The organism is Pseudomonas sp. ITEM 17296 (genome assembly GCF_028895205.1).
GTDB lineage: Bacteria > Pseudomonadota > Gammaproteobacteria > Pseudomonadales > Pseudomonadaceae > Aquipseudomonas > Aquipseudomonas kermanshahensis.
The window spans coordinates 16,416-36,569 of sequence record NZ_WJRS01000020.1; the positions used below are offsets into that span (position 1 = coordinate 16,416).

Here is a 20,154-nt window from a genome sequence, read left to right on the forward strand (position 1 = left end):
CACGTTTAATGAGCTTCGGCGCCGATGAAGAAATCCTTCAGGATTTCCTGGTAGAAGCCGGCGAAATTCTTGAGCAACTGTCCGAGCAACTGGTCGAGCTGGAAAGCCGACCGGATGATGCCGACCTGCTCAATGCCATTTTTCGCGGTTTCCACACTGTAAAAGGGGGCGCCGGCTTCCTCCAGCTCAACGAGCTGGTGGAGTGCTGCCATATCGCCGAGAACGTGTTCGACATCCTGCGCAAAGGTGAGCGCCGGGTCGACGCCGAATTGATGGACGTGGTGCTGGAGGCGCTGGACACGGTCAACAGCATGTTTGGCCAGGTCCGCGAGCGCAGCGAGGTCATCCCCGCTACCCCAGAACTGCTGGCGGCGTTGTCGCGCCTGGCCGAGCCTGCTGCTGCCGACGCGGTCGCAGCGCCTGCGGCTGCAGCCGAGCCGGTCGCCGCGGCGCCTGCCGAAGAGCCAGACATCACCGACAGCGAATTCGAGCAGCTGCTCGACTCGCTCGACGCGGTCAAGGCCCAGGCTGCTGCCGATGAGCAGATGCAAGGCGAAACCGTCAGCAGCGCCGGTGACGAAATCACCGACGCCGAATTCGAGTCGCTGCTCGACCAGTTGCATGGCAAAGGCCAGTTCAGCGCCGAAGTCGCCGCTGAGCCTGTGGCCAGCGCTGCGGCCCCGGTCAGCGATGAAATCACCGATGAAGAGTTCGAGTCGCTGCTCGATCAGTTGCACGGCAAGGGCACCTTCCAGGCCGATGCCTTGCCGGCCGCCAATGCGCCAGCAGCGGCAGCGCCGCAAATCGTTGCAGCGGCCAGCCCAACGAGTGACGAGATCAGCGAGCACGAGTTCGAAGCCTTGCTCGATGAGTTGCACGGCAAGGGCAAGTTCTCGGGTGACGCGGTCGCGGTCGAAGCGCCTGTCGCCGCCAAGGTCGAGAGCAAGCCGGTGGCCAAACCGGCACCTGCTCCAGCCGCCGCCCCAGCAGCTGCCAGCAAGCCCGCACCTGCGCCTCGCGCGCCGGCCCCAGCGGCAGAAAAACATGCGGTCAGCGAGGCGGAAACCACCGTGCGCGTCGACACTGCGCGCCTGGACGAGATCATGAACATGGTCGGCGAACTGGTGCTGGTGCGTAACCGCCTGGTGCGCCTGGGCTTGAACAGCGGTGACGAGGCCATGTCCAAGGCCGTGTCAAACCTCGACGTGGTCACCGCCGACCTGCAGACCGCGGTGATGAAGACCCGCATGCAGCCGATCAAGAAAGTCTTCGGCCGCTTCCCGCGCCTGGTTCGCGACCTGGCCCGCCAGCTCAAGAAAGAGATCAACCTGGAGCTGGTCGGTGAAGAAACCGACCTCGACAAGAACCTGGTCGAGGCCCTGGCCGACCCGTTGGTGCACTTGGTGCGCAACGCCGTCGACCATGGCGTCGAGATGCCCGACGAGCGTGAAGCCACCGGCAAGGCGCGGACGGGCCGGGTGGTGCTGTCGGCTGAACAGGAAGGCGACCATATCCTGTTGTCGATCTCTGATGACGGCAAGGGCATGGACCCCAACATCCTGCGCGCCAAGGCCGTGGAAAAGGGCCTGATGGACAAGGACGCCGCCGAGCGTCTGAGCGAGTCGGACTGCTACAACCTGATCTTCGCCCCGGGCTTCTCGACCAAGACCGAGATCTCTGACGTGTCTGGCCGTGGTGTCGGCATGGACGTGGTGAAGACCAAGATTTCCCAGCTCAATGGCTCGATCAACATCTACTCGGCCAAGGGCCAGGGTTCGAAGATCGTCATCAAGGTGCCGCTGACCCTGGCGATCATGCCGACCCTGATGGTGATGCTGGGCAACCAGGCCTTCGCCTTCCCGTTGGTCAACGTCAACGAGATCTTCCACCTCGACCTCTCGCGCACCAACGTGGTCGATGGCCAGGAAGTGGTGATCGTGCGCGACAAGGCACTGCCGCTGTTCTACCTCAAGCGCTGGCTGGTCCAGGGCCAGGTGCACGAAGAGCAGCACGAGGGCCATGTGGTGATCCTGTCGGTCGGCACCCAACGCATCGGCTTTGTCGTCGATCAACTGGTGGGCCAGGAAGAAGTGGTAATCAAGCCGCTGGGCAAGATGCTGCAGGGCACGCCGGGCATGTCCGGGGCCACGATCACCGGCGACGGTCGTATCGCGTTGATCCTCGACGTTCCGAGCATGCTCAAGCGTTACGCCGCGCGGCGTATTTGATTTCGGTGGCGCGCCCTGGCGGGTTGCGCCGCCTAATGGAGTGTTTATGGCAGTCAAGGTCCTGGTGGTGGATGATTCCGGTTTCTTCCGCCGCCGTGTCTCGGAAATCCTCTCGGCGGACCCGACGATCCAGGTAGTGGGTACCGCGACCAATGGCAAGGAAGCAATCGACCAGGCGCTGGCGCTCAAGCCCGATGTCATCACCATGGACTACGAAATGCCCATGATGGACGGCATCACCGCAGTGCGGCACATCATGCAGCGCTGCCCGACGCCGGTGTTGATGTTTTCTTCGCTGACCCATGAAGGCGCCCGGGTGACCCTCGACGCGCTGGATGCCGGTGCGGTGGATTACCTGCCGAAGAACTTCGAAGACATCTCGCGCAACCCCGAGAAGGTCAAGCAGATGCTGTGCGAGAAGGTGCATACCCTGTCGCGCAGCAACCGTCGTTTCGGCAGCTACAACCCAGCGCCTGCCCCTGCGCCGGTCACTACCGGCAGCAGCCATGCGCCGACCAGCAGTTTCGCAAGCCCGGCCTCGGCCCCGGCGCGCACGGCACCGCCGGTACGCACCCCGGCCGCAGCGCCCGCGGCACATGCCCCGGCACCCAAGCGCAAACCTTACAAGCTGGTGGCCATCGGTACGTCCACGGGCGGCCCGGTGGCGCTGCAGCGGGTGCTGACGCAACTGCCCGCCAACTTCCCGGCGCCGATCGTGTTGATCCAGCACATGCCAGCGGCCTTCACCAAGGCGTTTGCCGAACGCCTGGACAAGCTGTGCAAGATCAGCGTGAAAGAAGCCGAGGACGGTGACCTGTTGCGCCCAGGCCTGGCGCTGCTGGCCCCGGGTGGCAAGCAGATGATGATCGACGGCCGTGGCACGGTGAAGATCCTGCCGGGTGACGAGCGCCTGAACTACAAGCCGTGCGTGGACATCACCTTCGGCTCGGCGGCCAAGTCTTACGGCGACAAGGTGCTGTCGGTGGTGCTCACCGGCATGGGCGCCGACGGCCGTGAAGGCGCGCGCCTGCTCAAGCAGGGCGGCAGTACCGTGTGGGCCCAGGATGAAGCCAGCTGCGTGATCTATGGCATGCCCATGGCCATCGTCAAGGCCAACCTGGCCGACGCAGTGTACAGCCTGGACGAGATCGGCAAGCACCTGGTCGAGGCCTGCGTCTGATGGACGTGCTAAGCCTGATCGGCCTGATCCTGGCGTTTGTCGCGATTGTCGGCGGCAACTTCCTCGAAGGCGGGCACGTGGGTGCGCTGATCAATGGCCCGGCGGGCTTGATCGTGCTGGGCGGCACCTTGGCGGCGGCGCTGTTGCAGTCGCCGCTGTCGGCCTTCAAGCGTGCCTTGCAGATTTTGCGCTGGATCCTGTTCCCGCCCCGGGTCGACCTGGCAGGCGGTATCGACCGGGTGGTGAACTGGAGCTTGACGGCGCGCAAAGAGGGCCTGCTGGGCCTGGAAGGGGTGGCTGATGCCGAGCCCGACCCCTATGCGCGCAAGGGCCTGCAGTTGCTGGTCGACGGTGCCGAGCCCGAAGCCATCCGCAGCATTCTTGAAGTCGACTTCCTGACCCAGGAGGGCCGTGACATCCAGGCCGCCAAGGTGTTCGAGAGCATGGGCGGCTACGCCCCGACCATCGGCATCATCGGCGCGGTCATGGGCCTGATCCATGTGATGGGCAACCTGGCCGACCCGTCGCAGCTGGGTAACGGCATCGCCGTGGCGTTCGTCGCCACCATCTACGGCGTGGCCAGCGCCAACCTGATCCTGTTGCCGATCGCCAACAAGCTCAAGGCTATCGTCATGCGCCAGTCGCGCTACCGCGAGATGCTGCTTGAGGGCCTGCTGTCGATTGCCGAGGGTGAAAACCCGCGCTCGATTGAGCTGAAGCTGCAAGGCTTCATGGAGTAACCATGCGCCGCCGTCGTCATACCGAGGAACACGAGAATCACGAGCGCTGGCTGGTGTCGTACGCCGACTTCATCACCTTGCTGTTCGCGTTTTTCGTGGTCATGTACTCGATTTCCTCGATCAACGAGGGCAAGTACAAGGTCATTTCGCAGGCCTTGCTCGGGGTGTTCAACGACCCCGAGCGGAGCATGAAGCCGATCCCCATCGGTGATGAACAGCCGCTGAGCGTGCGCCCGGCCGAGCCTTTGGTCAGGGACAGCGAGCAGACCGAAGCGGGCCTGGCGCAGACCAACGTCGACCCGCTGAAGACCATCAGCGACGACGTGCGCGACGCCTTTGGCGACCTGATCAAGACCGACCAGATGACCGTGCGCGGCAATGAGCTGTGGATAGAGATCGAGCTCAGTTCCTCGCTGCTGTTCGGCAGCGGTGATGCCATGCCCAGCGACAAGGCCTTCGACATCATCGAAAAGGTGGCGAACATCCTCAAACCGTTCGCCAACCCGGTGCATGTCGAAGGCTTTACCGACAACCTGCCGATTCGTACCGCGCAGTACCCGACCAACTGGGAACTGTCGTCGGCGCGGGCGGCCAGCATCGTCCGCCTGCTGGCCATGGAAGGGGTCAACCCGGCGCGCATGGCCTCGGTGGGCTATGGCGAGTATCAGCCGGTCGCCAGCAACGACAGTGCCGAAGGCCGTGCGCGCAACCGCCGCGTGGTGCTGGTGATTTCGCGCAACCTCGAAGTGCGCCGCAGCCTGACTGGCACAGGCAGCGCCAATGCCACGCCGGATGCGGCGTTGCGCCGTGCTGGCACACAAAGTGCACCGGCAACAGCGAGTCAGTAACTCGTCAATTCTCCGTCACTGCGTATTGTCTTGCTTGCTGAGCGCGGTACCTGTGGGAGCGGGCTTGCCCCGCGAAGCAGGCGACGTGGTGGATGGCACGGCTACGCCCGTGTTCGCGGGACAAGCCCGCTCCCACAAGGGTGGGCGCTAAATTTATGAGTCAAGAGTTGTCCTATGAGAGTCTGGGCAGTAGCCAATCAAAAAGGTGGCGTCGGCAAGACCACCACGACCATCGCCCTGGCTGGCCTGCTGGCTGAGGCGGGCAAGCGCGTGGTCGTCGTCGACCTCGACCCGCACGGGTCGATGACCAGTTATTTCGGGCACAACCCCGATGCGCTGGAACACAGCTGCTATGACCTGTTCCTGCACCAAGGCAGCGTGCCCGAGGGCTTGCCGGGGCAATTGCTGCTGCCGACGAGCGACGAGCGTATTTCGCTGTTGCCATCGAGTACCGCGCTGGCGGTGCTCGAGCGTCAGTCGCCGGGCAAGAATGGCCTGGGGCTGGTGATCGCCAAGAGTCTGGCGCAGCTGTGGCAAGACTTCGACTTTGCCTTGATCGACAGCCCGCCCTTGCTCGGCGTGCTGATGGTCAACGCCCTGGCCGCGAGCCAGCAACTGGTGATCCCGGTGCAGACCGAGTTTCTCGCGGTCAAGGGCCTGGAACGCATGGTCGGGACCCTGGCCATGGTCAACCGTTCGCGTAAACAGGCCTTGCCTTACCAGATCGTACCGACCCTGTTCGACCGCCGTACCCAGGCCTCCCTGGGCACGCTCAAACTGCTGCGCGACACCTATGGGCAGCATGTCTGGCAGGGTTACATCCCGGTCGACACGCGCTTGCGCGATGCCAGCCGCAAGGGCGTGACGCCTTCGCAGTTCGATGGTAAGAGCCGTGGGCTGATTGCCTACCGGGCGCTGCTCAAGCATTTACTGACTTACAAAACCGCAGTGCAGGTGGCCTGATGACCCAGACACGGCAAACCAGCACGCGGCCGCAGATGGCCCTGCAATCCTACCTCGATGGCTTGTTGCAAGAGGCCACCGAGGCCGACGACCTGATCGAGCTGCCGACAGCACCGGAGGACTTCGCCGACGCGGTGCGCGAGGAGCAGGCGCGTGATGCACGCCAGCCTGCCCAGGCCACCCTCGCGGCGCCCCGGCCCTTTGCCGAGCCGCGGTTACAAGTACTGCCCAGCGTGCTGCCGGTGGAAGAACCGGTGGTGGCGGTGGTCGAGCAGCAGGTAGTGGCCGAGGCCAGCATCCCGGTGCTGATCGAAGCGCCTGCGGTAGAACCGGCGGTGCCGGTGGTGGATGTGCACCTGCCTGCGCCGAACTTGCCGGTGCCGCCGGCAAGCATCGATGGCCGCCCGGCCTGGGCAGCGGAGCCGTTCGAGTGCCTGCTGTTCGACGTCGCCGGGCTGACCCTGGCGGTGCCCTTGGTGTGCCTGGGCTCGATCTACAACCTGGCCGGCCAGGAGCTGACGCCGCTGTTCGGCCAACCGGACTGGTTTCTTGGCATCCTGACCTGCCAGGCCGGCAACCTGAAGGTCCTCGACACCGCGCGTTGGGTAATGCCCGACCGCTACCGCGACGATTTTCGCCAGGGCCTGCAGTATGTGATTTCGGTCCAGGGCTATGAATGGGGGCTGGCCGTGCACCAGGTCAGCCGTTCCCTGCGCCTGGACCCGTCCGAGATCAAGTGGCGCAGCCAGCGTGGCCAGCGCCCCTGGTTGGCCGGCACGGTGATCGAACACATGTGTGCCTTGCTTGACGTCGCCGAACTGGCCGAGCTGATCGCCAGCGGCGCAGTCAAGCAGATGCACGCCAAACACAAATGACACCGAACACACCGCCTAGCGCGGATTTTGAGGGGTAGGGGAATGAAAAAGTCGTCCGCACAAGGTTCCGAAGATCCGATCCTGCAATGGGTAACCTTCCGTCTGGACAACGAGTCCTACGGGATCAATGTCATGCAGGTGCAGGAAGTGCTGCGCTACACCGAGATCGCCCCGGTACCGGGCGCGCCGAGCTACGTGCTGGGCATCATCAACCTGCGTGGCAACGTGGTGACGGTGATCGACACCCGCCAGCGTTTTGGCCTGATGCCGACCGAGGTGACCGACAACACCCGTATCGTCATCATCGAGGCGGACAAGCAAGTGGTCGGCATCCTCGTCGACAGCGTTGCCGAGGTGGTCTACCTGCGTCAGTCCGAGATCGAGACGGCGCCGAATGTGGGTAACGAAGAATCGGCCAAGTTCATCCAGGGCGTGTGCAACAAGAACGGCGAGCTGCTGATCCTGGTGGAACTGGACAAGATGATGACCGAGGAAGAGTGGTCCGAGCTTGAGAACATCTGAGTTGATCCTTGAGGTTGCTGTCATCTTCCTGGCGCTGCTTTGGGCGCTGGGTGTGTGGATGTTCCTCAACCACACCAAGCGCCAGCGCGAGCTGGCGGCGCAACAGGCTGCGGGCGATGCGCTGCGTGATCAGCGTATCAAGGACCTGGCCAAGCGCCTGGACGACTACCAGAACGGCACCGTGCGCATGGGTGAGGCCATCCAAGACGTGCGCGAGACGTTGGCCACCTTGCCGGATCGGCTGGAGCGGCTGGAGCAGCGTGACCCCAGCAGCGTCACCTTCAGCCAGGCGGCCAAGCTGGTCGGCATGGGGGCGAGCGTGTCCGAGCTGACCGAGACCTGCGGCCTGACCCAGGCCGAGGCGGAGTTGATGAGCAAGCTGCACCGTACCGAGTGAGCTGAATCCTTGGGGCCGCTTTGCGGCCCTTCGCAGCGCAAGGCTGCTCCTACAGGTACAGCGCCATTTTGTAGGAGCAGCCTTGTGCTGCGAAGGGCTGCGCAGCAGCCCCAATTGCTCACACCTCAGGTGGTAGCCCAGGAATGCATGCCACCCACCTTGGCCAGGCGATTGAGCGGCAAGCGGTCACGCCAGACGAGCCGCAAAGCTTCCATATCGATGTACAGAAAGCTGTTGATACGCGGCATCGTGTACAGGTTGTACAGCTGACGAATCAGGTACAGGTCGGGCAGCAAGCGGTCGGTCACGGCGCTGAGCATCGCCGGGCCGGTGATGTGGCTGAGGCGTTTGGCGTACGCATAGAACCCTCGCGGGTCGCTGGCCAAGGTCGGCCGCGCCCGGTAGAAGTCCGGGTCGGCAAGAAAACGCGCCTGCATCTCTTCCGATATCGCCAGCAAGGTCGGGTTGCCGGCATGGCTGCCAATCATGCTGGTGTTATACAGGGTGTTCATGCCCAGTTTCTGGTTGGACATAGGCGGATGCAGGAGCAACCCGTCATCGGTGGTCGCGAGCTCTACATCATTGATCGCCGCCTGTGCGCTTTGGCCCAGTAGTTGGTCATCGACGTCCATGTACAGCCCACCTTCGGCGTGCAGCATCGGGTAGCGCAACACGTCCGACGCGGAAGAGAAGTTGGTGGCCACGCCATTATTGCCCTCGATCGCTGCCTGGTAATGGCTGAAATACTGACTTCGCTCGAAGGCTTTGAAAAACGCTTGTTCCTCCAATGGCAGTACCTGCAGCCCCAGCACCTTGCTGGCCAGTTCGCCGACGTTGTGCGCATACGCCTGCGGGTTTGCCTTGGACAGGTACAGCCGGTACTGGTATGGCCCTTCTTGCAGGCACCGGGCATTGCCAGCCAACGTTTCAAGCAGCTCGGGGCCAAGCGTCTTGTCGCCTACCCACAGCGATGTAATCCGTTGGGGGATGGGGCGCGCGCCGGCGGGAAACGGGCTGGGTAGCTGCACGGGCAGTTGCAGGTCGATACCCAGGCCGCGCAGTGATGCCATGCGCATCGGGTCGGTGACGGCCCGGCCTTCGGGGTTGGCCGGGCGCATGTTGCCGGTGAGCGGCTGCGCTTCGAAGTACGTCGGCTCTACCTGATTGGTGCCTTCCTCGGTGATGAACAGGTCGGTCTGCATGTCGTAGACCAGATCAAGCTCTTGCGGATAATCAGGCGTCTCTTCGTAATAGCCGATCATCCGATCAGTGTCGCCGTTGTACCGCGGGTAGCGCCGCACGGCCTTGGCCACTGCGGCATCGCCGTCCGGTAGTGGCGCAATGGGAGCAGGGCGGTGGAAGTAGGGCGCGACATCCACCGGGGGCAAATGCGGTGGGTCGGAAGGGCTCAGCGGGTAACCCCACTGCTCGTTCACCCGGCGCGGGGCGACGAAGCCGTCCTGCTCGAAACGCAGCAGGCCCTTGCCTTTGGCCACCGCTTCCAGTGCCAGCGGCGTTGCATTGAGCAGGCCGTAGGTGATGTTGCCGATGCCGTCGAGCTTGTCGTGCAGGGTCTTGCCATTGATGGCTTGGTCCAGGCCCAGGCCCAGTTGCACGATACCGCCCAGCGCCAGCAAGGGCGCCAGGCCAGGCACCACGAAGGTCAGCGGCGCCAGCAGGTTGAGGGTGCTGTTGAGGTAGCTGCGCCATTTGCGTTTGCTGATCTCGCTGTTGCTGGTGATGATGAAATCGGCATCGTCGTAGCAGCGCTGCCGCTGACGCAAGGCCATGGCCTGGAACAGGTCGCCGGTGATCCGCGGGTTGTACTTGCCGGGGCGGTAGTTGACATAGGTGCGCGGGGGCCAGGTGCCGTCGTCGTTGAAAAAGCCATGTTCCGGTGGCAGGCGATGGCTGCGTGGGTATTCGCCCAAGCCTTCAAGGGCGGTGTCCAGGCCGCTGAAGTCGATACCCTGGGGGCCATCGGCCAAGCGAAAGTGTTGCTTGAGCGCCTGGCGCCGGGTGGCGTCCTTGCACTGTTGGCCGACCCAATCCTTCAACAGGGCTTCGCTGGCGAATTCCAGCAGGGGCGAGCTGTTGCCGGGTACATAGAGCAAAGTCAGGTCGCTATGGCTGTCGTTGATGTACAGCAGGTCCGTGGATGCGTAGCCGTAAATGCTCAGGGTGCTCAGGCGCAGGCCCTTGCCGCGTGGGATGACATCGGCCGCGCGCCAGGCCAGTTGGCGCGCGGCGTCGCTGAGGCTGCCGTCGCCGATCTGCTTGTTGCAGGCAGCTAGGAAGTTGAGTTTGCAGCACAGGCGGTAGCTGGGCAGTTGGTCGTGCCAGTAGGCGTCGAGTGACGCCTTGTAGCGGGTGTGGAAGTCCAGTGCCTCGATGTGACGCTGCAGGGCTTCGGCGCGCACGTTCAGCAGCGTCGAGTGGTCGTAGCGGGCAGGTTCGGTACGCTTGAACAGGCCGTTGAACACCTCATACCAGGCCCCGTTGTCGACGTGCGGTTGTGCTGGGAGGTGCTCGACACAGGTGATTGGGCCGTCTTCGGGCAGCCTGCCGGCCCAGGGGGCTTTGAACAGGCCGCCGAAAAAGTCGTTGTTGGATTCACCTTGCCAGTTCATCAGCACGGCTTGCGTCAGGCTCACACGCTGCACTACCTGTGCCTGGTACTGGGTGGCTCCGGCCGGGTGTATGTGCAGCGTCACCACCTCGACCTGGTCGGGGTCCAGGTGCACGCCTTGTGTCGCCAGCCAGTCCTGGATGGCCTGCTTGGCGTCGCGGTCGGGTCGGGGCAGGGTGGCGAGGTGATTGCGTACGTACTGCACGCCAGCCGCGTTAATGTGGGTGGTCGGCATGTCGGTCTCCGTGGCTCGGGAAAAACCACAGGATCGACCGACAGGGCCAGGGTGCGACGGTAGATAATGCTTGCCGGGCGGTTCAGCCCGACTTGCCGGGCAGGCGCGGCAACAACTCGGTGACGTCACGCTCGGGTTTGGTGGAATCGTCAAAGCCTGGCGGCACCTTGCCGCGCAGTTGCCAGGCAAAGGCAATGATCTCGGCGATGGTCAGGTACAGCGCCTCGGGTATCTGATCGCCTAGCTCCAGCCGTGCCAGCAGGCGCACCAGCTCGGCGTTCTCGTAGATCGGCACCTCGTGTTGGCGGGCCAGGGCGAGGATGGCTTCGGCCAAGGCATCGTCGCCCTTGGCGCTGAGGGTGGGTGCCTGTTGGCCGTCGTAGCTCAGGGCAATGGCCTGGCGGGGTGTTTTGAGGGTCATGCGTTTTCGTCCACCCAGCGTTGTTCGACCCGCGTGCGGGGGCCTTGAGGGGGGATGCCGGGGTGGCATTCCAGGTCGCCGACGTCCAGGCCGCGGGCCAGCAGGCGCTCGCGCAGGGTGCCGAGCTGGCTGTCGATCAGCCGTGCGGTGGGTTCACGTTCTGCCCACAGTTGGCCATTCAAGCGGCCCTGGCTCAACTGGGCCTGGACTTGCAGCGGGCCAAGCGGCGCGAGGTCAAAGGCCAGCTCGATGCGCCACAGCGCCTGCAGCGGGTCTTGCGATTCCTGCTGGCGGTCGGCTTGCTGCTGCGGCGTTTCCTCGCGTTGCAGCTTGACCTGCAGCGGGATGAACTCCTGGCCATGGCGTATGGGGACTTCGGTCTGCCAGGTGGTTTGCAGGTTGCCGTTTTCAAGCGTGCCAGTTTGCTGCAGGCTGCTCATGGCGTGGCTTTGCAGGCGCGAGACAGCCGCCGCGGCCAGGCGCAGCAGTTGTTGCAGGTCACCTTCGTCTTCCATGGCCTTGAGCAGCCGTGAGGGCAGCGGAAACGCCCCAGGCTGGGGTTTCGGGCTGACTCGGTCCAGCATGCCCAGCGCCCCGCGGGCCAAGGCCGGCATTGTCAGGGCCAAGGTACTGGGGGCTAGGGCTGGTGCGCCGGGCGTGGTGACCGAGGCCTGGGTCACCAACCTGAGCAGGTGCGCCTTGAGGTCGGTCGCGACGCTTGCTGGCAGGCCGCCCAGCAGCTTTGCCTCGAGGAAGGCGCCGCTGTTGCTCAGGGCCTGGGCGACGGCCTTGGCATCGCCGAGCTGGCGCGCGTCCGGCAGGCCGGCGAGCACGCGGTCGGCGGTCGCGCGCAAATCGCCGTCGGCGCCGGGGTCGCGGGCGAGCCGTTGCAATGCGCTGAGCAGGCCCGGTAACGAGGCCTGACGGTTTTGCTGGGTGAGCAGTTGCTGGGCAATGCTGAGCTGGTCTTGCCGGCCACTGAGTGGCACGAATTGCAGCGACTGGTCGCCTTGCACCCGCGCGCTGAGCAGGCTGCCCACCGGCAGCGGGCGTGGGCTGTCGATGGTCAGGGTGGCGCCGGCCTGGGCACTGTTGAGCAGGCTGACCAGCGAACGGTAACCGGCGGCCTGGCCCTGCGCTTGAAGGATGGGCTGGTTGGTCAGGACCTTGCCTTGCAGCAGGGTGCCGACCGGTACCTTGGCCGTGTCCAGGCGGGTGAGGGTGGCGATGTTGCTGGTGCTGGCCTGTTGCAACAAGATGGCCAGGCGATTGCCTTCGGTTTGACTGACCGTGACCTGGCTGCCCGGGGGCAGGGGCTGGCTGGCGCTGGCTTGCAGTTGGGTCTGGGCGCCGTTGGCCTGCATCAGCCGCAGCACGAGCTGGAATTCCCGGCCCAGCTGGCGCATCGACAACACCTCGGCCTGCGCCGTTTCGCCCGGGGCCAGCAAGCCGGGTTGTGCTTGCGTGAGGCGCAGCAGTTCGCCGGTCATGCCCGCCTTGATGGCCTGGGCGCTGATCGCGGTTTGTGCGCCGAGACTATTGATTTCAGTCATGATTGTATACAACCTGTCGAACCCGCCCTCTTGGCAGCGAGGCCGTGCATGTAATAATGCCGCCCGTCCGCCACTGCCACTGTAACGGCAGGGAGGGGGGCGACTTGAGACACTGGGTTGAAGATCGGCGACTGGTCTTGAACCCTACACAGATAAGGCGAAACCGTGACCCTTCACCTCCAAGCCGCGGGCCTGGCCTGCGAGCGCGACTGGCGCCTGCTGTTCGAGCACCTGGATTTCGAGCTGCGGCCCGGCGACATGCTGCAGATCAGTGGCCCCAACGGCAGCGGCAAGACTAGCTTGTTGCGCCTGCTGGCCGGGTTGATGCAGCCGACTGCCGGGCAGATTCTGCTCGGTGGCCAGCCGTTGGCCGAACAGCGCCATGCCCTGGCCAGCATCCTGCTGTGGATTGGCCATGCTGCGGGGATCAAGGACCTGCTCACCGCCGAGGAGAACCTCACCTGGCTCTGTGCTTTGCACCAACCGGCCAGCGCCGAGGCAATCTGGGCGGCGCTGGCGGCGGTCGGCCTGCGCGGTTTCGAAGACGTGCCTTGCCATACCTTGTCCGCCGGCCAGCAGCGCCGTGTGGCCCTGGCCCGCTTGTACCTCGAAAGCCCCCCCTTGTGGATTCTCGACGAGCCGTTCACCGCCCTCGACAAACAAGGCGTGGCGCAGCTCGAAGCGCACCTGGCGGCGCATTGCGAGCAGGGCGGCACGGTGGTGCTGACCACCCACCACAGCCTCGAACGCAAACCGTCGGGCTACCGTGAACTGAACTTGGGGCAATGGGCGGCATGAGCGTATTCATCCTGTTGTTGCGCCGCGAAGCGCGCCTGTTGTTCCGTCGCCCGGCCGAGCTGGCCAACCCGCTGGTGTTCTTCGCCATCGTCGTGGCCCTGTTCCCGCTGGCGGTCGGCCCTGAGAGCCAATTGTTGCAAACCTTGTCGCCGGGCCTGGTGTGGGTGGCGGCCTTGCTGGCCGTGCTGCTGTCGCTGGACGGCCTGTTCCGCAGCGATTTCGAGGATGGCTCGCTGGAGCAGTGGGTGCTGTCGCCGCATCCGCTGGCGCTCCTGGTATTGGCCAAGGTGCTGGCGCACTGGATCTTTTCCGGCCTGGCGCTGGTATTGTTGGCGCCACTGCTGGCTCTGATGCTAGGGCTGCCTAGCCATTGCCTGCCGGTGCTGCTCGCCTCGTTGCTGCTGGGGACGCCCGTGCTGAGCCTGTTGGGCGCGGTGGGGGCGGCGCTGACAGTCGGTCTTAAACGCGGTGGTCTGCTGCTGGCATTGCTGATTCTGCCGTTGTATATCCCTGTATTGATCCTGGGCAGTGGTGCGTTGCAGGCGGCGTTGCAAAATATGCCAGCCACCGGCCATCTGCTCTGGCTTGCCAGCCTCACGGCCCTGGCGGTGACACTGGCACCCTTTGCGATAGCGGCCGGCCTGAAGATCAGCGTCGGCGAATAACGAGTCCTGGGCTCTCAAGCCTGGCTAATACCCTGGATGTACCCTGATGAAAATGAGTTGGACGTGGTTCCACAAGCTCGGTTCCCCCAAATGGTTCTATGCCATCAGCGGCCGTATGTTGCCGTGGCTGGCCATTGCCTCCCTTGCGCTGCTGCTGGTGGGCATCACCTGGGGCCTGGCGTTCGCGCCCCAGGACTACCAGCAGGGCAACAGTTTCCGCATCATCTACATCCATGTGCCGGCGGCGATGCTGGCGCAGTCCTGCTACGTGCTGCTGGCGGTGGCCGGGGTGGTGGGGCTGGTGTGGAAGATGAAACTGGCCGACGTCGCCCTGCAGTGCGCAGCGCCGATCGGCGCCTGGATGACCGCCGTGGCGCTGGTCACCGGTGCCATCTGGGGCAAGCCGACCTGGGGCAGCTGGTGGGTGTGGGATGCCCGCCTTACGTCGATGTTGATTCTGCTGTTCCTGTACTTCGGCATCATTGCGTTGGGCCAGGCAATCAGTAATCGTGACAGCGCGGCCAAGGCCTGTGCGGTGCTGGCGATTGTCGGTGTGATCAACATCCCGATCATCAAGTACTCAGTGGAGTGGTGGAACACCCTGCACCAGGGCGCCACGTTCACCCTGACCGAAAAACCCGCGATGCCTGCCGAAATGTGGTTGCCGCTGCTGTGCACGGCGCTGGGTTTCTACTGCTTCTTCGGCGTGGTGCTGTTGATGCGCATGCGCCTTGAAGTGCTCAAGCGCGAGGCACGCGCCAGTTGGGTCAAGGAGGAAGTATTGAACAGCCTGGGGCGGAGGGCCGCACGATGAGTTTTGCCTCGTTCGGCGATTTTCTCGCCATGGGCCACCATGGCCTGTACGTGTGGACGGCCTATGGCATCTGCCTGGCGGTGCTGGCGCTGAATGTCGCCGCGCCGCTGCTGGCCCGCCGTCGCTACCTGCAAGAAGAGGCGCGCCGTTTGCGCCGGGAGAACAACCAGTGAATCCGCAGCGCAAGAAACGCCTGTTGCTCATCGTCGGCCTGTTGGTCGGTGTCGGGATTGCCGTCGGCTTTGCCCTGAGCGCCTTGCAGCAGAACATCAACCTGTTCTACACCCCCACTCAGATCGCCAACGGCGAGGCGCCGCAGGATACCCGTATCCGTGCCGGTGGCATGGTCGAAAAAGGCTCGGTGCAGCGTTCGGCCGACTCGCTCGACGTGCGTTTCGTTGTCACCGACTTCAACAAGTCGGTGCCGATCACCTACCGCGGCATCCTCCCCGACCTGTTCCGCGAAGGGCAGGGCATCGTTGCCCTGGGCAAGCTCAATGCCGAGGGTGTGGTGGTGGCCGATGAAGTGCTGGCCAAGCACGACGAAAAATACATGCCGCCCGAGGTCACCAAGGCCCTGAAAGAAAGCGGCCAAGCCGCCGCCGGCGCGGAGGCCAAACCATGAACGCGGCACTGGTGATACCCGAACTCGGCCAGTTGGCGATGATCCTGGCCATCTGCTTTGCCGCCGTGCAGGCCAGTGTGCCGCTGCTCGGCGCCTGGCGCGGCGACAGCCTGTGGATGAGCCTGGCACGCCCGGCGGCCTGGGGGCAATTCGCCTTCCTGACCTTTGCTTTTGCCTGCCTCACCCATGCCTTCATGACCGACAACTTCTCGGTCGCCTACGTCGCCAGCAACTCCAACAGCGCTTTGCCCTGGTACTTCAAATTCAGTGCCGTGTGGGGCGCGCACGAGGGTTCGTTGCTGCTGTGGGCGTTGATCCTGGGCGGCTGGACCTTCGCCGTGTCGGTGTTCTCGCGCCAGCTGCCGCAAGTCATGCTGGCCCGTGTGCTGGCGGTAATGGGCATGATCAGCGTGGGCTTCCTGAGCTTTTTGATCATCACCTCCAACCCGTTCCAGCGCCTGCTGCCGCAAGTGCCGACCGATGGCCGTGACCTCAACCCGTTGCTGCAGGACATCGGCCTGATCGTCCACCCGCCGATGCTGTACATGGGCTACGTGGGCTTCTCGGTGGCCTTTGCCTTCGCCATCGCCGCCTTGCTTGGCGGGCGGCTTGATGCCGCCTGGGCACGCTGGTCGCGGCCGTGGACCATCGTCGCCTGGGCCTTCCTTGGCGTGGGCATCACCCTGGGCTCGTGGTGGGCTTACTACGAGCTGGGTTGGGGCGGCTGGTGGTTCTGGGACCCGGTGGAAAACGCCTCGTTCATGCCGTGGCTGGTGGGCACAGCCTTGATCCACTCGCTGGCGGTGACCGAGAAGCGTGGCGTGTTCAAGAGCTGGACCGTGCTGCTGGCGATCGCAGCCTTCTCGTTGAGCCTGTTGGGCACCTTCCTGGTCCGTTCCGGGGTGCTGACCTCGGTGCATGCCTTTGCCGCTGACCCGTCACGCGGCGTGTTCATCCTGATCTTCCTGCTGTTCGTGGTGGGTGGCTCGCTCACCCTGTTCGCCCTGCGTGCGCCGGTGGTCAAGAGCCAGGTCGGCTTTGCCCTCTGGTCGCGCGAGACGCTGCTGTTGGCCAATAACCTGGTGCTGGTGGTGGCGGCTTCGATGATCCTTTTGGGCACCCTGTACCCCTTGGTGCTCGATGCCCTCACCGGGGCCAAGCTGTCGGTCGGCCCGCCTTACTTCGATGCGTTGTTCCTGCCGCTGATGGCACTGCTGATGGTGGTGCTTGGGGTGGGCGTGGTGGTGCGCTGGAAGGACACGCCCGGCAAATGGCTGGCAAGCATGATGACCCCGGTACTGATCGGCAGCGCAGTGCTCGCCCCGGTCGCGGGCTTCATCGTCGACGACTTCGACTGGCCCACACTGACGGCCTTTGCCCTGGCGGCCTGGGTCGTGCTCAGCGGGTTGCGTGATGTGCTCGACAAGGCCCGCCACAAGGGCCTGGCCAAAGGCATGCGCGGCCTTACCCGCAGCTACTGGGGCATGCAGCTGGCGCACCTGGGCCTGGCGGTGTGCGCGCTGGGCGTGGTGTTGTCGAGCAACAACAGTGCCGAGCGCGACCTGCGCATGGCGCCGGGCGAAAGCGTCGAGCTTGGCGGCTATCACTTCCTGTTCCAGGGGGCCAAGCACTTCGAGGGGCCGAACTTCATTTCCGACAAGGGCACCGTGGTGGTGTCTCGCGACGGTCGCGAAGTGACCACGCTGCACCCCGAGAAGCGGCTGTACACCGTGCAGCAGTCGATGATGACCGAAGCCGGCATCGACGCCGGCTTCACCCGCGACCTGTACGTGGCCCTGGGCGAGCCGTTGGAAAACGGCGCTTGGGCGGTGCGTGTGCATATCAAGCCTTATGTCCGCTGGATCTGGCTGGGCGGTCTGCTGACCGGCCTGGGCGGGTTGCTGGCGGCCCTCGACCGGCGTTACCGCGTCAAGGTCAAGACCCGGGTGCGTGATGTCCTGGGCGTGTCTGGAGCAGCTGCATGAAGCGTTGGATCATGGTGGTGCCACTGGCGGTGTTTCTGCTGGTGGCGGTTTTCCTCTACAAAGGCTTGTTCCTCAAGCCCGACGAACTGCCTTCGGCGATGATCGGCAAGCCCTTCCCGGCGTTCTCCCTGGCCTCGGTGCAAGGTGATCGCAATTTGACCCAGGCCGACCTGTTGGGCCGCCCGGCGCTGGTCAACGTGTGGGGGACCTGGTGCCCGTCGTGCAAGGTCGAGCACCCGTACCTGAACCAGCTGGCCGAGCAGGGCGTGGTGATCCACGGGGTCAACTACAAGGACGACAATGGCGCGGCGCTGAAGTGGCTGGCCGAGTTCCATAACCCATACCAACTGGATATCCGCGACGAGCAGGGCACGCTGGGCCTGGACCTGGGCGTATATGGCGCGCCGGAAACCTTCCTGATCGACGCCAAGGGCATCATCCGCTACAAGCACGTGGGCATTGTCGATGCCAGCGTCTGGCGCGAACAGCTGGCGCCGCTGTACCAGGGCCTGGTCGATGAGGCCAAGCCATGAAGCGCGGGCTGGCAGCAGCCGTACTGGGGTTGGCCCTGGGCCTGGGCGTGGCGGGCGTGGCCAGGGCGGCCATCGATACCTACCAGTTCCGCGATGACGCCGAGCGTGAGCGGTATCAGCAACTGACCAAGGAGCTGCGCTGCCCGAAGTGCCAGAACCAGGACATCGCCGATTCCAACGCACCGATTGCCGCCGACCTGCGCCGCGAAATCTTCCGCATGCTGGGCGAAGGCAAGAACAACGAGCAGATTGTCGACTTCATGGTCGACCGCTATGGCGACTTCGTGCGCTACAAGCCCGCGCTCAGCGGGCGCACCTGGTTGCTGTGGTTCGGGCCAGGGATCCTGCTGGCCGGTGGCTTCGTGGTGCTGCTGGTGATCGTTCGCCGCCGCCGCGGTGCAGCGGCCCAAGGTGCGCATGAGTTGTCCGTCGACGAACGCGAGCGTCTCGCCAAACTGCTGGAAAAAGAACAGACCCATGATTGAATTCTGGCTTAGCGCGGGCCTGCTGCTGCTCGCTGCCCTCAGCTTTCTGCTGATCCCGATCCTGCGTGGCCGTCGCCGTCAGCAAGAGGAAGACCGCACCGCCCTGAACGTCGCCCTGTACCAGGAGCGCGTGGCCGAACTGGCTGCGCAGCAAGCCGCTGGCGTACTCGATGACGTGCAATTGGCCAAGGGCCGTGACGAAGCGGCCCGTGAACTGCTGGCTGACACCGAAGGTGGCGAGGCCGCGCGCCAAGGTCATCTGGGCAAAGCGCTGCCGCTGTTGGCGGCGGTGCTGGTGCCGCTGATGGCGTTGGGTCTGTACCTGCACTTTGGCGCGGCTGACAAAGTCGAGCTGACCCAGGAATTTGCCCAAGCGCCCAAGACCATGGAAGAGATGACTACCCGCCTTGAGCGTGTGGTGAAGGCCCAGCCGGATTCCGCCGAAGCCCTGTATTTCCTTGGGCGTGCCTACATGGCCGAACAGCGCCCGGGCGATGCGGCGCGTACCTTCGAACGTGCCGTGGCCCTGGCGGGCCGTCAGCCCGAGTTGCTCGGGCAATGGGCCCAAGCGCAGTACTTTGCCGCCGACAAACAGTGGAACCCGCAACTGCAGGCGTTGACCGATGAAGCCCTCAAGGCTGACCCGAACGAAGTGACCAGCCTGGGCCTGCGCGGCATTGCTGCGTTCGAGGGTGAGCGTTACCAGGAAGCCATCGACTACTGGAAGCGCCTGCTGGCACAACTGCCTGAAGGCGATGCCTCGCGCGCCGCCTTGCAAGGCGGTATCGACCGGGCTGCCGAGCGCCTGGGCGGTGAGCCTGGCCAAACCGTCACACCCGTGGCTGCCCGGCTGAAGGTGCGTGTGGAGCTGGCCGCAGCGCTCAAAGACAAGGTCAAGCCCGACGACACGGTGTTCATTTTCGCCCGTGCCAGTAATGGCCCGCCCATGCCCGTGGCAGCGAAGCGGGTGACCGTGGCGCAGTTGCCGATCGAGGTGGAGTTGTCCGATGCCGACGCGATGATGCCGCAGATGAAACTGTCGGACTTTACTGAAGTCCAACTCGTTGCCCGTGTGTCGCGTGCCGGCCAGCCCACTCATGGCGAGTGGATCGGCCAGGGTTCGCCACTGGCCACTGCCACCCAGGCCACGCAACACCTGACCATCGACAGCCCAGACCCGTAAGAGAGCATTGCCATGCACAGCACCGTCCGCCTGACCCTGATCACCCTGGCCCTGGGTTTGTCCGCGTGTACGGTGCATGAACCTTACGAGCAGCCCGCGCCACCGATCGAGCGGCTACCGCCGCACCAGGGGCCGGTGGTCAAGCCGTTGCCGGGCGGGCAGCCTTCGACCCAGCCGAGCAAACCCGCAGCGACGCCCAAGCCGATGCCCCGCACGTCCGCCAGCTTTGCACCGCCACCGGGCGGTTCCAGCCATTGGGACCCTAAGCTGGGCGTGTACGTGCTGGAGAAAAAACCCAACACCTTCTACCGCCAGCGCACCTACTACCGCTACGACGGGGGCTGGAGCTGGTCACTGAGCCCCGATGGCCCATGGCAGGACACCGACAGCAGCGGTGTACCCGGTGGCCTTGGGCGGGCGTTCGCCCAGTAAGTTGCCCGGTACAGTACAGTTTTCTGCTCATTTATCGATTGAC

Annotated in this window: 21 protein-coding genes; 18 read left to right on the plus strand and 3 right to left on the minus strand. The window is 64.4% G+C overall.

Annotation, left to right across the window (positions count from 1 at the left end):
• The first annotated feature begins 8 nt into the window (after nucleotides 1–8).
• The 8 genes from GIB19_RS20050 to GIB19_RS20085 all read left to right on the plus strand — a co-directional run bounded on the left by GIB19_RS20050 (nucleotide 9) and on the right by GIB19_RS20085 (nucleotide 7,753).
• Nucleotides 9–2,228, plus strand: coding sequence for a chemotaxis protein CheA (locus GIB19_RS20050; RefSeq protein WP_274887784.1), 2,220 nt, complete (start codon nucleotides 9–11; stop codon nucleotides 2,226–2,228).
• 46 nt (nucleotides 2,229–2,274) lie between these two features.
• Nucleotides 2,275–3,408: a protein-glutamate methylesterase/protein-glutamine glutaminase gene (locus GIB19_RS20055; protein ID WP_274887785.1), complete on the plus strand. Its 1,134-nt coding sequence runs from the start codon at nucleotides 2,275–2,277 to the stop codon at nucleotides 3,406–3,408.
• Nucleotides 3,408–4,148, plus strand: a complete 741-nt coding sequence (locus GIB19_RS20060; protein WP_027593007.1) for a flagellar motor protein — start codon at nucleotides 3,408–3,410, stop codon at nucleotides 4,146–4,148. Before GIB19_RS20055 ends, GIB19_RS20060 begins: the two co-directional genes overlap by 1 nt.
• A gap of 2 nt (nucleotides 4,149–4,150) precedes the next feature.
• On the plus strand, nucleotides 4,151–4,996 hold the full coding sequence (motD, locus tag GIB19_RS20065; RefSeq protein WP_186679668.1) for a flagellar motor protein MotD: 846 nt from the start codon (nucleotides 4,151–4,153) through the stop codon (nucleotides 4,994–4,996).
• A 174-nt stretch (nucleotides 4,997–5,170) separates the two neighbouring features.
• Nucleotides 5,171–5,959, plus strand: coding sequence for a ParA family protein (locus GIB19_RS20070; RefSeq protein WP_027593005.1), 789 nt, complete (start codon nucleotides 5,171–5,173; stop codon nucleotides 5,957–5,959).
• The gene (locus GIB19_RS20075) at nucleotides 5,959–6,834 is read left to right on the plus strand and encodes a CheW domain-containing protein (RefSeq protein ID WP_099428650.1); all 876 of its coding nucleotides are present in this window, start codon (nucleotides 5,959–5,961) and stop codon (nucleotides 6,832–6,834) included. Before GIB19_RS20070 ends, GIB19_RS20075 begins: the two co-directional genes overlap by 1 nt.
• A 42-nt stretch (nucleotides 6,835–6,876) precedes the next feature.
• On the plus strand, nucleotides 6,877–7,356 hold the full coding sequence (locus GIB19_RS20080) for a chemotaxis protein CheW (RefSeq protein ID WP_003254393.1): 480 nt from the start codon (nucleotides 6,877–6,879) through the stop codon (nucleotides 7,354–7,356).
• Between the two features lies 1 nt (nucleotide 7,357).
• On the plus strand, nucleotides 7,358–7,753 hold the full coding sequence (locus GIB19_RS20085; RefSeq protein ID WP_027593003.1) for a DUF2802 domain-containing protein: 396 nt from the start codon (nucleotides 7,358–7,360) through the stop codon (nucleotides 7,751–7,753).
• 125 nt (nucleotides 7,754–7,878) lie between these two features.
• Here GIB19_RS20085 and GIB19_RS20090 read toward each other — a convergent pair whose 3' ends face one another.
• The 3 genes from GIB19_RS20090 to fliK all read right to left on the minus strand — a co-directional run bounded on the left by GIB19_RS20090 (nucleotide 7,879) and on the right by fliK (nucleotide 12,591).
• On the minus strand, nucleotides 7,879–10,617 hold the full coding sequence (locus GIB19_RS20090) for a dermonecrotic toxin domain-containing protein (protein WP_274887788.1): 2,739 nt from the start codon (nucleotides 10,615–10,617) through the stop codon (nucleotides 7,879–7,881).
• A gap of 82 nt (nucleotides 10,618–10,699) precedes the next feature.
• Nucleotides 10,700–11,038 (minus strand): EscU/YscU/HrcU family type III secretion system export apparatus switch protein, encoded by a 339-nt coding sequence (locus GIB19_RS20095; RefSeq protein ID WP_099428652.1) that lies wholly within the window; start codon nucleotides 11,036–11,038, stop codon nucleotides 10,700–10,702.
• On the minus strand, nucleotides 11,035–12,591 hold the full coding sequence (fliK, locus tag GIB19_RS20100; RefSeq protein ID WP_099428653.1) for a flagellar hook-length control protein FliK: 1,557 nt from the start codon (nucleotides 12,589–12,591) through the stop codon (nucleotides 11,035–11,037). The genes GIB19_RS20095 and fliK overlap by 4 nt, the downstream gene beginning before the upstream one ends.
• A 165-nt stretch (nucleotides 12,592–12,756) precedes the next feature.
• Here fliK and ccmA point away from each other — a divergent pair, with 165 nt between their 5' ends.
• From ccmA to GIB19_RS20150, 10 genes are read left to right on the plus strand one after another with little or no spacing between them, the layout of a single operon-like run.
• Nucleotides 12,757–13,389 carry a cytochrome c biogenesis heme-transporting ATPase CcmA gene (ccmA, locus tag GIB19_RS20105; protein ID WP_027592999.1) on the plus strand — a complete coding sequence of 211 codons (633 nt, stop codon included), beginning with the start codon at nucleotides 12,757–12,759 and terminating at the stop codon, nucleotides 13,387–13,389.
• Nucleotides 13,377–14,054, plus strand: coding sequence for a heme exporter protein CcmB (gene ccmB, locus GIB19_RS20110; RefSeq protein WP_371097214.1), 678 nt, complete (start codon nucleotides 13,377–13,379; stop codon nucleotides 14,052–14,054). Before ccmA ends, ccmB begins: the two co-directional genes overlap by 13 nt.
• A 46-nt stretch (nucleotides 14,055–14,100) precedes the next feature.
• Entirely contained in the window at nucleotides 14,101–14,868 is a 768-nt protein-coding gene (locus tag GIB19_RS20115; protein WP_027592997.1) for a heme ABC transporter permease, read from the plus strand.
• Nucleotides 14,865–15,041: a heme exporter protein CcmD gene (gene ccmD / locus GIB19_RS20120; protein WP_099428656.1), complete on the plus strand. Its 177-nt coding sequence runs from the start codon at nucleotides 14,865–14,867 to the stop codon at nucleotides 15,039–15,041. Before GIB19_RS20115 ends, ccmD begins: the two co-directional genes overlap by 4 nt.
• Entirely contained in the window at nucleotides 15,038–15,493 is a 456-nt protein-coding gene (gene ccmE / locus GIB19_RS20125; protein WP_099428657.1) for a cytochrome c maturation protein CcmE, read from the plus strand. The genes ccmD and ccmE overlap by 4 nt, the downstream gene beginning before the upstream one ends.
• 11 nt (nucleotides 15,494–15,504) lie before the next feature.
• Nucleotides 15,505–17,478, plus strand: a complete 1,974-nt coding sequence (locus tag GIB19_RS20130; RefSeq protein ID WP_274887824.1) for a heme lyase CcmF/NrfE family subunit — start codon at nucleotides 15,505–15,507, stop codon at nucleotides 17,476–17,478.
• Nucleotides 17,475–18,011, plus strand: a complete 537-nt coding sequence (locus tag GIB19_RS20135; protein WP_027592993.1) for a DsbE family thiol:disulfide interchange protein — start codon at nucleotides 17,475–17,477, stop codon at nucleotides 18,009–18,011. The genes GIB19_RS20130 and GIB19_RS20135 overlap by 4 nt, the downstream gene beginning before the upstream one ends.
• Nucleotides 18,008–18,496, plus strand: a complete 489-nt coding sequence (locus tag GIB19_RS20140; RefSeq protein WP_027592992.1) for a cytochrome c-type biogenesis protein — start codon at nucleotides 18,008–18,010, stop codon at nucleotides 18,494–18,496. Before GIB19_RS20135 ends, GIB19_RS20140 begins: the two co-directional genes overlap by 4 nt.
• Entirely contained in the window at nucleotides 18,489–19,679 is a 1,191-nt protein-coding gene (gene ccmI / locus GIB19_RS20145; protein WP_085272511.1) for a c-type cytochrome biogenesis protein CcmI, read from the plus strand. The genes GIB19_RS20140 and ccmI overlap by 8 nt, the downstream gene beginning before the upstream one ends.
• Nucleotides 19,680–19,691: 12 nt before the next feature.
• The gene (locus GIB19_RS20150; RefSeq protein ID WP_027592990.1) at nucleotides 19,692–20,111 is read left to right on the plus strand and encodes a hypothetical protein; all 420 of its coding nucleotides are present in this window, start codon (nucleotides 19,692–19,694) and stop codon (nucleotides 20,109–20,111) included.
• Nucleotides 20,112–20,154 lie beyond the last annotated feature (43 nt).

Excerpts from the sequence above, each read along its gene's own strand:
- GIB19_RS20050 (WP_274887784.1), top strand. The coding sequence starts at position 9 with ATGAGCTTCGGCGCCGATGAAGAAATCCTTCAGGATTTCCTGGTAGAA.
- GIB19_RS20055 (WP_274887785.1), top strand. The coding sequence starts at position 2,275 with ATGGCAGTCAAGGTCCTGGTGGTGGATGATTCCGGTTTCTTCCGCCGC.
- GIB19_RS20060 (WP_027593007.1), top strand. The coding sequence starts at position 3,408 with ATGGACGTGCTAAGCCTGATCGGCCTGATCCTGGCGTTTGTCGCGATT.
- motD (WP_186679668.1), top strand. The coding sequence starts at position 4,151 with ATGCGCCGCCGTCGTCATACCGAGGAACACGAGAATCACGAGCGCTGG.
- GIB19_RS20070 (WP_027593005.1), top strand. The coding sequence starts at position 5,171 with ATGAGAGTCTGGGCAGTAGCCAATCAAAAAGGTGGCGTCGGCAAGACC.
- GIB19_RS20075 (WP_099428650.1), top strand. The coding sequence starts at position 5,959 with ATGACCCAGACACGGCAAACCAGCACGCGGCCGCAGATGGCCCTGCAA.
- GIB19_RS20080 (WP_003254393.1), top strand. The coding sequence starts at position 6,877 with ATGAAAAAGTCGTCCGCACAAGGTTCCGAAGATCCGATCCTGCAATGG.
- GIB19_RS20090 (WP_274887788.1), bottom strand. The coding sequence starts at position 10,617 with ATGCCGACCACCCACATTAACGCGGCTGGCGTGCAGTACGTACGCAAT.
- GIB19_RS20095 (WP_099428652.1), bottom strand. The coding sequence starts at position 11,038 with ATGACCCTCAAAACACCCCGCCAGGCCATTGCCCTGAGCTACGACGGC.
- fliK (WP_099428653.1), bottom strand. The coding sequence starts at position 12,591 with ATGACTGAAATCAATAGTCTCGGCGCACAAACCGCGATCAGCGCCCAG.
- ccmB (WP_371097214.1), top strand. The coding sequence starts at position 13,377 with ATGGGCGGCATGAGCGTATTCATCCTGTTGTTGCGCCGCGAAGCGCGC.
- GIB19_RS20115 (WP_027592997.1), top strand. The coding sequence starts at position 14,101 with ATGAAAATGAGTTGGACGTGGTTCCACAAGCTCGGTTCCCCCAAATGG.
- ccmD (WP_099428656.1), top strand. The coding sequence starts at position 14,865 with ATGAGTTTTGCCTCGTTCGGCGATTTTCTCGCCATGGGCCACCATGGC.
- GIB19_RS20135 (WP_027592993.1), top strand. The coding sequence starts at position 17,475 with ATGAAGCGTTGGATCATGGTGGTGCCACTGGCGGTGTTTCTGCTGGTG.
- GIB19_RS20140 (WP_027592992.1), top strand. The coding sequence starts at position 18,008 with ATGAAGCGCGGGCTGGCAGCAGCCGTACTGGGGTTGGCCCTGGGCCTG.
- ccmI (WP_085272511.1), top strand. The coding sequence starts at position 18,489 with ATGATTGAATTCTGGCTTAGCGCGGGCCTGCTGCTGCTCGCTGCCCTC.
- GIB19_RS20150 (WP_027592990.1), top strand. The coding sequence starts at position 19,692 with ATGCACAGCACCGTCCGCCTGACCCTGATCACCCTGGCCCTGGGTTTG.